Genomic DNA, 13,706 nt, shown 5'->3' with positions numbered 1-13,706 from the left:
GTGTCTTTAATCCTGTGGAACGTCAAATGGGTTGTTGTAGTACTGCGCTCCAATATCCAGCCACTCGGATATCAACTTCAACTCGACCGGGTCAAGCCATCCTTCATGGCTTCCCCCTGTCTGGAAAGGCGCGAAAAAGCGAGTGCTGGCCACAGCTCCCTGCGGCGTCATTGAGCGATTGACGGCGACCGTAGTCGTCACAGGTATCGGATTGCCGTCAGTGTCAAGTTTCAGGCTGCCATCAGCATTAGTCTGAAATACTGGGTTACCCTGGTCATCCAAAACCGGAATTTGGCGATCCACAAGCGATCCTCCAACAATTTCCTGCTCGGAGTCGTTAAACAATAACTCGCGATATGACTTCAGATGGTCAGCCTCGTCAGTGGACGTCCCGTCGCTTAAATCAAGCTGCGCCGCAGGAACTTGCTGCAATTTAACATCCATAGGGTCAACATCTTGATGACAACTATTACAAGTATGATCAGCCAATACAGTCGTCCCATCATCATCCAATACTTGACGCACTTTCCCCCACAAAGGATGAATATGAGTCGCATAATTGATAACGACGCGGCACTTGGCGTCCTTTGGCGTCGCGCAAGCAGCCGATACTGGCGCAGTCGTCGCCAAGTCGGCATAGGCGTAACTGAAACTCTCCGCTTTTGCAGTAATATTAGCGTCGGTCCACTCATCGTCAAATACAATGTCTGGATTCAAGTAACGCAAACCGTTGATTCGGGCGAAGGTTTCCGCCATGGATTCACCCATATTGGCGAATAACGCAGGATCAGTGTTCAAAAATGGCGGTCCATCCGTAGGGGCGCCCACATTTACGGACGGCGCCTGCGCTCCCGGACGACCATGAGGCGCTTCGCTGTTGGCGGTGTGACAACCTAAGCACTCCAACGTCTCCCCCGGCCTCACTTGCAACCAGTTCTGATGGCGCGGACTGGTGCGTTTTCCGGCCTTGTCAACAATACTCACCGCAAACGCCACATTGGCGGGCACGGCGAACTTAACCGACCCATCCGGCTCGATGGGGACATATCCCAGTATCTCGCGCATTAATTGCCCTGCACTGGCGCCGAACGCGGTCCCGGGAACATCGGCGATATCACTGTCGGGCATAGAAACCGCTTTGACCACTCTCAGGAAACGGGCCGGTCGATTATCCGCTGACGTCTGCACCGGGTCGGCCATGGCGCCAATGCCGGCGGGCGTCGTGTCTGTTCCGTCAATGTCATAAACGCTGCGAATATGTACAACGCCATATCCCGCTTTGCCCAGATCGGATTCAGGTCCGTCGCCATCAGGGATAAAGTCCGCTCTGGTACGACTCTGCAGCACGACAGCATCAGTGTAATAAGTATCCTCGGTGGGGATGATAACGGGCAGCTGAGTGCCATCCACCGCATTGTAGATCCACAGACCATATAGAGGAGGCGCAGGCTGGTAGTCCGTGCTCTCCAGACGATCATTGGTGCAGGGAACAATATCATTATCCGCATCCAGCAAGCGGCACTGGCTCCAGCTCACTAACAGGCGCCCAGTGCCATCCCACATGGGATATGCTGAATTAAAGGTTCCAGCCAGCGTTTGCACTTCATCGTCAGTGGAAACGTCACTAGGCGTCAAAGCCGTCTGACCGTTGGTCAACACATCGCGATTTTCGTATGTAGGCTGGTCGTGCTCGGTAAAGTTCGCCGCATCAATGGCGACCAGCGCCCCGCCATACCGACTGCTCACATAGGGACGCAAACTCACCATGATGCGCCCATCCTCCAGCTCAACAGGCTTAAGAAACTGCACCGCCTCAGTGCTGGAGCCTGTGTCGTGGCTGTGGCGACCGTATAAATATTCAAATCCCGTCCCATCAGGATTAACCCGATAGAGATTCATGGAATTATTGCCGCCCATGTTGTCCCAGCGGGTAAATACTATTTTGCCGTCCTGGGTCACTATTGGGTCCAGATCACTGCTCTGGTTAAATGTGATCTGTTTGATTCCATCAGTATCCGGATCAATGACATGTAAAACCATTGCTGGATTGCCACGATCTTCATTCAATGCTTCAAACTGGGGTTTACCTTCGTCCAATAAAATCGCTTGCGACTGTCGTTGACGCGTTGAGGTAAACACAATGCGGCCGTCCGGCAAATAATGGGGGGCCATGTCATCTCCCGCTTCCGCGACATTGTCGGATGCGATAACCCTCTCCAGCGTCCCTGCAGCGACGTCATATTCCCAGATATTCCAGGTAGGCTGCTCATCTTCATCCGCATCTTCAATTTCCGGCGCCCGCATGGCGAATATAATTTTGGAGCCGTCAGAGGCCACATCAACATCCTTCACATCGTAAAGAAGTTGGCCTTCATCATTGAGGAACTCCGGCCCTTGAAACGCCTGAGAACTGATATCTCTCGCCGTCGCACTGGGGGACGCCTGGCTTCGGATGTACAGGACAGCTCCTGGACGAAACTCAATTGGAGTGCGGGCGTCCTGACTCACCAGAGCGCCGTCGTCATTACGAACAAGGGGACGTTTTACGTAAGCGATGGGAATATCTTGAACTACGGGGTCAGGGCCTTGATTAGCCCCGCCTATGCCGCCGCCGCAGGCCGCAAGCGCAGCGGATAATATAGATAGCGAGAATGCTCGGAGTAACAGGTGACCTCCGGGCGTAAGGGTATTATTGGGCGGCGTTTTTATCTTTTTCATAAGCATTCACAGTCAGTAATGCCAAATGGCCATCAGACCAATTATTTTAAATTAATGTTACAAGCCGGTGAGCTTAATTTATCCCCTGCCCGGCGCCAATACTTTCGGCGAATTCCATTCAAACGCTTGTTTAGTTATAAAACCTTGAGTAAATACTAAGTGGAAAATACTTAATATCCCTCCCTCCTGAATTATGTCTCGGACATTTATAGAAGCCAGGAGGGATTTGTAAGTTAGTGTAATACCGTGCGGGCCAGCACAAAACTCCGTTAGCCTCTTCTACTACACTATTTTATAAAGAATTATGACCAGTTCTGTGTATAGGCCATTTTTCATAGAACATATGAACATTTAATATTTGTCGTTTTATCAATTAATATTAATTATCACCTAACCATTCGTTTAAGCGCACTGCACGAGAGCTGCAGGAGAATATAAAATATGAGTAGTCTAACTCCCATAGATAATAAGCGCAGACAGGTTAAGCGTTGCGTTATATCTCTACTCTCACTGGCTATAACCCTATCTACTGCAGCAGAGGCAGGCCCCAGGGAACAGGCTAAGAGAATCCATGATCGTATCGCGGGGGTGCCGCCCAGCGAGGCGGTCCTTAACGACATGGCCAGCGATATAACCTCCGGCGACCCCATCGCCGCCGCCTATACCGCTATGGAAAACAAAAATTTTTACGACGTGACCCTGAAAAATATGGTTGCGCCCTGGACCAATGAAGCGCAGTCATTATTTGTTCCCTTGAACGACTATACCGCCACCGTCGTCGGTATGATTCGGGATGAAGATGTTCTGGGGATAGACTTTCGGGAAGTGCTTTACGGCAATCATCTGTATGTCGGCAAAAGCAGCTTGGGCGCCCCCGCCTATTCTTTAGCAAACAATGCCCATTATGAGTTTCTGGAAACCCAGCGCGTCAGCCTGAAAGACGACTTGGTGCACACCACTCAGTCGCTGCCTGCTGAAGCCACCGCCGGCGTTATGACGACCCGCGCGGCGGCCAAAGCTTTTTTCAGCGGCGGCACCAACCGCGCCATGTTCCGCTTCACTTTAATGAACCACCTGTGTAACGACCTTGAGCAGGTGAAAGACATAACGCGCGCGCCTGACCGCATCCGCCAGGACGTCTCTCGGAGCCCAGGCGGCGACAGCCGGATCTTTCTCAACAACTGCGTGGGCTGCCACAGTGGGATGGACCCGATGGCGCAGGCATTCGCCTACTATGAATATGAATACGATATGGACGCCGACCCCGATGGTGAAAACGGCGCGCTGGTGTACAACACGGAAGGCATGACCGATCCAGACACTGGCACCCGCGTACAAGGCAAGTACCATATCAACTCCACCACATTCCAATATGGCTACGTCACCCCAGACGATCATTGGGATAACTATTGGCGTGAAGGCCAGAACAGCCTGCTGGGCTGGGATAAAGGCCTGACCGGCTCCGGCCAGGGCGCAAAAAGCATGGGAATGGAGCTTGCTCATTCAGAAGCTTTCGCGCAATGCCAGGTAAAAAACGTCTTCCGCACAGTTTGCTTGCGGTCGCCGATCGATAGCGCAGACAGAGATCAAATCGGCGCTATGGTTTCTTCTTTCAAAGCCAGCGGCTACAAGATGAAGCGTGTATTCGCCGAGTCAGCCGCATATTGCATGGGCGAGTGAGGCGGTTTATCCGTCTCGCTAAACAAGAATTCTGAATCGGATTACGACTGTGAATACCATGAGCTCACTACAACAGCAGATAACAAGAGCGATCGCCGTACTGATCGCCGCTATCAGTATTCTGCTCAGCGGTTGCGGCGGCAATAGCGGAGCCTCCAACGAGAACTTACCCAACACGACGCGCCCGGGGCAAGGCAGCACTTATACTGGCCCGGCCCCGGCCACTGACGACGTACAACAGTTTAAACTCAGTCTGTGGGACAAACTTTCCCCGACTAACCGTTGCGGCGGCTGCCACACTACCGGCGGCCAATCCCCGATGTTCGTGCATAAGGACGACATCAACATCGCCTATTCCGAAGCCAATAGAATCGTCAACCTCAGCGATCCCTCCCAATCGCGCATGGTTTCAAAAGTGCGCGAGGGGCATAACTGCTGGGAGAGCAGCGTCGATTTTTGCGCCAACATCATCACCAAATATATCAGCGACTGGGCGGGCGGCGTTTCCGGCGACACCAAGACCATCGACTTGATCGCTCCGGCGGATAAAGAGCCAGGGCAAACCAAGAACTTCCCAAGCGACTCTGGACTGTTCAGCTCCACCGTATATCCACTGCTGACCACTAATTGCGCAGGCTGCCACCGTGAAAGCGCAGCCATTCCACAGTCGCCTTACTTTGCCAGCGCCGACGTGGATTCCGCATACGCAGCGGCGAAGAGCAAGATGGATCTGGGCACGCCCGCCAACTCTCGTTTCGTTGTGCGTCTGAGAGATGAATTCCACAACTGCTGGTCCGGCTCCTGCGCCAGCGACGCAGCCAAAATGCTGGAAGCTGTTGAGACCTTTTCCGGCAGCATTGACCCTGACCAGGTCGACCCTGACTTGGTCGCCAGCAAGGCGCTCAATCTGACCGATGGTCTGGCTGCGAACAGTGGCGGCCGTTATGAGCAGAATGTCATCGCTTTGTACGAATTCAAAACAGGCCAAGGCGTCACCGCTTATGACACTAGCGGCATCGAACCCACTTTGAACCTGACCCTAAGTAACGACGTCGAATGGGTCGGCGGCTGGGGCATCAAACTCAGCGGCGGGAAAGCGCAAGGGTCCACGACCAACAGCAAGAAATTACATGACCTGATCACTGCAACAGGCGAGTACTCCATCGAAGCATGGGTGGCTCCTGGCAATGTAACTCAGGAAGGTCCTGCGCGCATCGTCAGCTATTCCGCTGGCGTCAACGCTCGTAACTTCACTTTGGGACAGGTTCAGTACAGCTACAGCCTGCTGAATCGCACCAGCGAAACGGATCAAAACGGCGAGCCCGCACTTGTTACAGACGACGGCGACCAGGACCTGCAGGCGACATTGCAACATGTCGTAGCGACATACAGCCCCGCTAACGGTCGCCGCATCTATGTGAATGGAAAGTTCACTGGCGATGAGGATATGACTACCGCTGGCAACCTGAATGACTGGGACGACACCTTCGCCTTCGTATTAGGCAACGAGGCCTCAAACAATCGCCCCTGGGACGGCACTATCCGGATGGTGGCGATTCACAACCGCGCGCTGACGGAAACACAGATATCCCAGAACTTTGAGGCTGGCGTCGGACAGAAGTTTTATCTGCTGTTCGGCACTTCACACCTGATCGACGTCCCGCAGAGCTATGTGGTGTTCGAAGTCAGCCAGTTCGACAGTTACAGCTATCTGTTCAACGCGCCGTTCTTTATCAGCCTTGACCCGAACGCAGCGCCTTCAAGCATTCCCGTCAAAGGCATGCGCCTCGGCATGAACGGCCGCGAAGTCACCGTTGGTCAGGCCTACAAGAACATGAACATCACACTTAACGAAACCAGCTATACCCCTGGTAGCGGACAAGTCATGTCTGACAGAGGCACCATCATCGCGCTGGAGAAAGGGCCAGAGGAGGATGAGTTCTTCCTGACCTTCGAGCTGCTAGGGTCCAACAGTCACGTGTTTCTTGAAGCGGAACCAACGCCTCCTGGCGCTCCCGCCGATGGCGATCCGGTTCCCGAAATCGGTCTGCGTAACTTTGACGAAATTAACGCAACTATGTCCGCTATTACTGGCGTCAGCGCATCCTACCCTGGCGTCAGGACAACCTTTGAAACGGTGAAACAGCAGTTGCCTACCGTCGAGAATATCAATACGTTCCTGGCGTCGCATCAAATGGGGGTTACCCAGTTGGCGATCCAGTATTGCGACGCCCTGGTGGAGGACAACACGCTGCGTAGCGCCTTCTTCCCTGGCTTCGATTTCAACGCCAGCGCATCCAGCGCCTTCTCCGGCGCAGGAAGAGACCTGATCATTGACCCACTGTTGAATAAAGGCATGGGTGTAAACTTGGCGTCACAACCAGATGGCGCCGATGTGAGAGCCGAACTGAATCAGTTGATCGACAAACTGGTTGCATGCGGCGGCGGATGCTCCGCAGACAGAACCGAAACAGTTGTCAAAGCAAGTTGCGCCGCTGTATTGGGCAGCGCAGCAATGCTGGTGCAATAGAGTTTTACGATCAACGGCAAAAATTTCGATAGAGGTGGTTTTATCATGGCAAGAAGACGTGGACCTTACGGCCTCGACGAGCCGCTGTTTCACCCGGACCACAAGCGCCCGGTAACACGTAGGGACTTTATCGCCCAAGGCTTTATGGCTGGAACGGCTTCGGTGTTCGGTACATCCGTACTTGGCCTCTTCGCCAATCCGAGACAAGCGAACGCTGCGCTATCTTCAGATCTGGAGTCTCTAAAAGCGTCCTGCGGCATTGCCGTACAGGGCGCAGGGAAGATACCTTTTATCTGTTTCGATCTGGCTGGCGGAGCGAATATCTCTGGCTCCAACGTGCTGGTAGGGCAGCAGGGCGGCCAGATGGACTTCCTGAGCACGGCAGGCTACAGCAAACTCGGCTTGCCAGGGAATATGACTCCCGCGATTAGCGGATTCGTCAATCAAGAACTAGGGTTAGCTTTTCATTCCGATAGCGCATTTCTGCGTGGAATTCTGGAGAAAACTCAAGCTTCGACGCGCGCATTCATAGACGGTGCGGTTATTCCCGCACGTTCGGATAATGACACTGGCAACAACCCGCACAACCCGATGTACGGGATATACAATGCTGGCGCAGATGGCTCGTTGGTGTCTCTGATTGGCTCCAGCAGCTCGGATTCCGGCGGCAATTCCATGGCCCCGGCAATGCTGATGAACCCCAAAGTACGCCCCACCAAGGTCGACCGTCCCAGCGACGTGACGGGCCTGGTGGACGTAGGCGACTTGGTCGGCTTATTAGACCAGTCGGACGCTGTAGCGGTAATGGAGGCGATTTATCGCATCAGCGACAAGAAAACCGGCGTTGTCACCACCGATGAGGTCGTTAAAAAGCTGGTGGACTGCGGCTACCTGAAGAGCGCGGACTTAGCGGATCGTTTCGGCAACCCCGCCTCGTTGAACCCTGCGCTTGATACTGACATCGTCGGTCCTTCCGGCATATTTACCCAAGCGGAATTTGATAGTGACGGCGAGTTCAGAAAAACCGCATCAGTGATGAAAATGGTGCTGAACGGCTATGCCGGCGCCGGCACCATCACCATGGGTGGGTTTGACTATCACACTGGCGACCGCGCCACAGGGGAACGACGTGATCTGCGCGCCGGCCGCTGCATGGGCGCTTGTCTGGAATATGCTGCGCGCCTGGGTATGCCTCTGATGATGTATGTCTTCAGCGATGGCTCACTGGCCAGTAACGGTCGTATTGACGACTCCGTGGATGGACGAGGCAAAGGAGAATGGACTGGCGATAATTCTTCCACCGCCGCGTCCTTCTTCCTTGTATTCAATCCTGGTGTACGCCCAAAGCTGAAAAACAGTAGCGCCAATGTGCGTCAGATTGGCTACATGCGCGCAGACGCATCTGTGGAGACAGCTTCCAGCCCCGCCGCCAACAACGTCAATCTACTGGTTAATACAGTAGTGCTGAATTATATGGCGTTGCACAATGAGCAAGGTAACTTCGCAACCACTAAAGGTTTTGAACAGCACGGCCTGGGCGCCGATCTGGACAAACTAATACCTTTCGAAATGATTGTGAACGGTAAAATAGGCTAAGATCCACGTGGAAACTATAAAAAGGGCCCAATCAGGCCCTTTTTTTATGATTGACCCGTCCTGAATAGAGTTGACAATTCCAGCAGCTAGTCAGCCGTCGGCGGTTGCAGCTCCGATGAATAATGCATTTTGCGATTGCGATCGATAATAATCGCATCGATGCCCGGCAGCTTCTCAATCAACTCCAAGCCCTTTTCCGCGCCGAGAATGAAGACAGTTGTGGAAAGCGCATCCGTCGTCGTCGCGTCCGGGCCGATAATAGTGACGCTTTGGGATTCTTCCGCTGACTTTCCTGTTTTTGGGGAGATGATGTGATGAACCCGCACGCCATCGTGCATAAAGAAGCGTTCATAGTCTCCAGAAGTGGAGATGGCGGTATTTTCCAAAGGTATCAGGACTGCATTCTTATCTTCCAGGCGCGGATCTTTCACGCCAACAATCCAGGGTCGGCCATGTTTATCCCCCATTAGGCGACTGTCGCCACCGGCGCTCACCAGCGCATATTGAATGCCCAGCCCCGCCAGTTTTTCGATGGCCTTGTCTACCGCGTAGCCCTTGGCGATGCCGCCCAGATCAATGGTGACTCTCGGATCTTTAAAATGAATGCTGAGCGCCGCCGGGTCCATTTCTATCCATCGATAATTAATCGCCGGCAGATTTTCCTCTATCTGTCTGGCATCGGGCTCCAGCCCTTCGCGGTAGTTATAGTATTTGCCGATGGATGCGAAAGTGATATCAAAAGCCCCCCCGCTCAGCTCAGACACCCGCTGCGCTTTTTCAATCAGATGGAACAGCTCTGGCGTGATCACCACCGCCTGTTTAGCGGCAAGCCGGTTCACTTTGGATACTTCGCTACTGTCGATGTAGACGCTCATCAGCGCTTCAAGTCGATCAAACTCCTGATCCACTGCCGTAAACGCTTTTTCCGCCGCATCAGCGCCACCCTCGTCCACCCACACCTCAGCGCGAATTTTTGTCCCCATGCCATTCCAGTCTTTACTGAACCATTCGGCGGAAGCGAATTGAACAAAGGAAGTAAGCAGCAAGACGCCGCTTATCAGAGCAAGTGGTTTCTTCATGGATTAACTACCGAAGCGGATTTGTCGCAGAGGTATACCCCAGCCGGCAGTTAAATACAACCAGCCATCACAATGTCAAAAGGCTTTGTGATCACACACATAGACAAAAGGGGATGACGACAAAAACTCGCGCTGACGCCCCACTAAAAATAACCAGGATCTGACTGTGGGGCTTGAGCAAATTTTAGATGCGAAACTTGCGCACCAATTGCGTCAGCTGTTCACTCAGGTTGCTTAGACGCTCGCTGTTCTCCGCACTGCGATGGGCTTCCTTGTCGGTCTCCAGGCTTATCTCATCCACCAGCCGGATACGATCATTCACCCCATGGGCGAGTTGCATTTGAGCAGTCGCTGCAGTGCTGATTTCGCTGTTCATATTGCGCACTCTTTCAATGGCCTGCGCCATTTCGTCCAGATGCGCACCGGTGGCGCGCGCTTCTTCCACTGTGGCGTTGCCTTTCACCTGACTTTTATTCATAAAACTGATGGCTTTTTTCGAGCCTTCCTGCAGCTTCTCCGTCATCGCCTGAATATCAGCAGTGCTGTCCTGAGTCCGCGAGGCGAGAGAGCGCACTTCGTCCGCCACCACGGCAAAGCCTCTACCCTGCTCCCCCGCCCTTGCGGCTTCAATGGCGGCGTTTAGCGCGAGTAGATTGGTCTGCTCCGCAATGGAACGAATCACGCTGACAACGGAATCGATTTGCTCAATCTCAGAACCCAATTCCTTAATAATCTCCGCTCCCTGGCTAATGTCCGTCGCCAGTCCTTCAATGGACTCAATGGAGTCCACCACCAGATTTTTAGTTTTCTCGCCAATTTGATTAGCCTGCTCCGCGAGCAAGATCGAGTCTTCGGAAAACTTCGAAACGGTATCCACCGATTGCGACAGGGACTCCATATCTTCGCGCAACACTACTGACTCGTTACGCTGACGCTGACTGACGTCCGAGGTATTGTGGGCGCATTTGTCCAGTTCACTGATGTTATCTTTCATACTCGCACTGGCGGATTGGATGCTGACGATGACATCCTGAATCTTGCAGATAAACGCATTGAAGTAAGACGCCAGCACTGCGATCTCACCCTTGCTGCCGACCTCCACACGTTGCGTCAGATCGCCTTCCCCTTCGGCGATATCCATCACTCGCCGCGTAATAGCTTTGATAGGCTTGATCACCACGTTAAGAATAATGATCGACACCAATACAAAAGAAATCAGCGAGCCGATAGCGCCGAAACCAATGGCGCGATTCACCCCATCCACGACCTGATTAGTCTCCTCGCTGGATTGAGCGACCAGATCTCCGGTGATTTGGTTAATCCGGGTAATCGCCGCATTCATATCCGCGATGATCGCATCGCTGTCGTTGGCGAGCTTGATGGCCTGATCCCGATTATTGAGGCGCAGCAGGTAAGCGTTAAAGATGTCATTTTCCTCCTGCAACTTTTTGATCCAGCCGTTATATTCACGATAAATGTCCTCAATATCCGCCAGCGTCGCTTCATCCTCCACCATGCGCTTGAGAGTCTCTAACGTCGCTACGCCCTCTTTGACGCCATCGTCGAATTCCACCTGCAGCTTCTTCATTGCATTGCGGTCTTTTTCTGAGGTGTAGCGCGTCACCGCTATCTGCAGGCTCAAAATTGTTTGCTTTAAATTCTGCGCTTCGATCACCACCGGATAATCGCTTTCGAACATGTTGATAAGGGAAATCATATCCGCCAGCATTTTGGAAATTTTATCCCCTTCCGCCCTGAACGCAGCGAGAGCGGTAATATTGCGCTGCTCCAGCTCAATAGCGTCGGTCTGACTCTTGACGATGCTGTCCACCAACCTGTCCAGTTGGTTGCGATGATCAATCAGCAGATCCACTTGCTCCCGGGTGCTCGGCGACAGCTCCGCCAATAATGAAGCGTTCTCCATAAACCCGGGGGTAAGCGCCTTGATGGTCTCGTGTTTGGCGCGGATCTCGCTCGCCTGATTGACGGACAGAATATTATTCACGCCCTTGGTGGTGATCAGATAGTTAACCGCCAGTTCGTCGGCCAGGTCGCCGGAACGATTAACGTTTTCTATCAGGTGCGTAAACCGGTCCCGCACCGATGACATACCGCTCCAGGTAAAAGAAAAAGCGCCAGAGATTATCACCGCGGTGATTAGCAGCAACGCCGCGACGCGGAAGCCTATGCTATTGAAACGTAAGGAGAAGAAACGGGAAAAAGCGCCAACCGCCATAACTACCACCTACTAACGCCTGTCGAGCCCTTTAAAAGCATAGATCACAGGTCAAATATCAACCATTTTTAAGCTGTAACAGAATCTTAATAAGTGTTAGCGGCTTGATCCGCATCATAAAGTGCAGGCGCCGACGCCCGCGCTCAGGAAGCTAGTTATCAGCCAGTCAGGGAAAATAAGGAGGGAGTTTGCGGGCTCTAAATTTGGAGAGACATTAAAAAAGCGCCTCGATTGAGACGCCTTGCATGAGGTATGACGAGACTTGCTCGCGGGGGATCAATCCCCGCCCAGGTTGCGCAAAGAACGCAGGAACAAACCTAAACCGCCTACCGCCAGAACCAATATCACAATCAATTCAAAAGCAGTCATGGAGCGCATGCTGAAGTGGATGGAGGAAATAACGCCAAACACCAGCGCCGTCAGCGAGCCAATCGTCAGTATCCAGCCAAGAATGTTCTTCGCACTGAAAAAGATCAGGCCTACGCCGAACATGAATGGAATCATCACCATACCGGAGGTAATACCCCAGTGGCCGCCAAACGCATTGAAGCCGTATAAACGCATGCCCATGCCGAAACTTGATGAGACGACGATAGAGTTGAACAACATGTACAACCCGCCGCACAGCATGATTAATCCGACAAAAAACTGCCCTACTCCACCGGAGGTTCCGCCAGCGCCTTTCATTGTTCACTTACTCCTGCATCGTCATTAAATATCGCGCCATACGGCGCAAAAAGCTGGGCAACTATACAATAAGCGTAGCACTTAGGCATCATTCGTAGCCTGAAAAACACCGTCTCCGCACAGATTTCGGCGAAAAACTGAGGGGGTTTTCCACCGCAAGAACATGCACTTTTAAAGTAACCAGAACGATATCGGTCTATTACCTCTTCCTACGCGCCAAATTCCTAGCTGTCCCGGACTTCTCCCTCCCTGGTCTGACCCAGGCGATGTCGCAGGTAGAGTCGGCGGTCATCTGTTTATCTCGTTGGTTATCGGAGGTGAAGCCGCTTTGGATAGGAAGTCCAAAGCTGTTTTTGGAGATATCGGACATTTTATAGACACTGACCACGTTGAATTTACTCTCAAGATATTTCCGCGCCAGATCGTCAATAACGGAAGGTTGGTGTTGCACGATTTCCTGGGGGCAAGATCAAGATGACCACTTATAAAAAAACTTTCTTCTCCATGGATAACGTCTCCTTGTAAACAGTAGCTTCAAAAGGCCTCCTAGGGAACCTCTGAAAAACTATCTGCGTAACCATCAACCATAGATTTCACGAAAATATTTATCAAAGCCAAAATCAATAACCGTTCCAAGCTTTTCCGCAATTGGAGATTGCCAAATACTCAGTCCTGATGGCAGGAGAAAGGTTAGTTTTCTCCTTAAATATAACTTTAACATCGACTTTAACTATGGCTGATGTTGAACCACTAAACCTATCCCCAAAGGTCGGCTCATAACCCTTAATATTATCTATAACCTCACAGCATTTCGGGTTTAATGTGATAAACTGATCCACTCCCTGATAAAAAACAACATCATGCTCATCAACGTTATCCATACTCAACAAGCAACTTCCTTCCTCATCGTCACAAGTATAATTCATAATCACAGGCGGATAATTATTGAGCACATATTTTACAGCCAGCCTAATTCTTTCTTCATCTGAAAAGTAACGTTTTTCAGCATAACAGAACCCTGAATAGCTTAGTGTAGTGGTCTAATAGTCCCGGACACATTAATAAGAGACAATACCCGTCAACGATTAAGGTGTCAGCATGAGTCAGAAAAAGTCGTATAAACAGTATACAAAAGAGTTTAAAGAAGAGGCCGTTTCCTTGGTCCGCGACCAAGGTTATT

The 13,706-nt window shown here is 52.0% G+C and carries 8 protein-coding genes; 3 read left to right on the top strand and 5 right to left on the bottom strand.

The annotated features are described in order from the left end of the window. Positions 1-6: 6 nt before the first annotated feature. Positions 7-2,718, bottom strand: a complete 2,712-nt coding sequence (locus KP814_RS03860) for a hypothetical protein (RefSeq protein ID WP_216735518.1) — start codon at positions 2,716-2,718, stop codon at positions 7-9. A gap of 441 nt (positions 2,719-3,159) precedes the next feature. On the opposite strand from KP814_RS03860, the gene KP814_RS03855 reads away from it, so the two are divergent. From KP814_RS03855 to KP814_RS03845, 3 genes are read left to right on the top strand one after another with little or no spacing between them, the layout of a single operon-like run. Then, positions 3,160-4,398 carry a hypothetical protein gene (locus KP814_RS03855; protein ID WP_216735517.1) on the top strand — a complete coding sequence of 413 codons (1,239 nt, stop codon included), beginning with the start codon at positions 3,160-3,162 and terminating at the stop codon, positions 4,396-4,398. Between the two features lie 58 nt (positions 4,399-4,456). Continuing rightward, positions 4,457-6,928, top strand: a complete 2,472-nt coding sequence (locus KP814_RS03850; protein WP_216735707.1) for a LamG domain-containing protein — start codon at positions 4,457-4,459, stop codon at positions 6,926-6,928. 45 nt (positions 6,929-6,973) lie between these two features. Then, on the top strand, positions 6,974-8,524 hold the full coding sequence (locus KP814_RS03845; RefSeq protein ID WP_216735516.1) for a general secretion pathway protein GspF: 1,551 nt from the start codon (positions 6,974-6,976) through the stop codon (positions 8,522-8,524). A gap of 86 nt (positions 8,525-8,610) precedes the next feature. Here the strand turns inward: KP814_RS03845 and KP814_RS03840 are convergent, their stop codons facing one another. The 4 genes from KP814_RS03840 to KP814_RS03825 all read right to left on the bottom strand — a co-directional run bounded on the left by KP814_RS03840 (position 8,611) and on the right by KP814_RS03825 (position 13,407). Continuing rightward, positions 8,611-9,603: an FAD:protein FMN transferase gene (locus KP814_RS03840; RefSeq protein ID WP_216735515.1), complete on the bottom strand. Its 993-nt coding sequence runs from the start codon at positions 9,601-9,603 to the stop codon at positions 8,611-8,613. A gap of 184 nt (positions 9,604-9,787) precedes the next feature. Then, a complete protein-coding gene (locus KP814_RS03835) occupies positions 9,788-11,839 on the bottom strand; it encodes a methyl-accepting chemotaxis protein (protein ID WP_216735514.1) in 2,052 nt (683 codons plus the stop codon). Between the two features lie 276 nt (positions 11,840-12,115). Beyond that, positions 12,116-12,526, bottom strand: a complete 411-nt coding sequence (locus KP814_RS03830) for a hypothetical protein (protein WP_216735513.1) — start codon at positions 12,524-12,526, stop codon at positions 12,116-12,118. A 620-nt stretch (positions 12,527-13,146) separates the two neighbouring features. Then, complete coding sequence (locus KP814_RS03825) at positions 13,147-13,407, bottom strand: hypothetical protein (RefSeq protein WP_216735512.1); 261 nt, start codon at positions 13,405-13,407, stop codon at positions 13,147-13,149. Positions 13,408-13,706 lie beyond the last annotated feature (299 nt).

Origin of the sequence: Hahella sp. HN01 (assembly GCF_018986435.1) — a bacterium.
GTDB lineage: Bacteria > Pseudomonadota > Gammaproteobacteria > Pseudomonadales > Oleiphilaceae > Hahella.
This window is presented reverse-complemented; position numbering and strand designations above follow the sequence as displayed.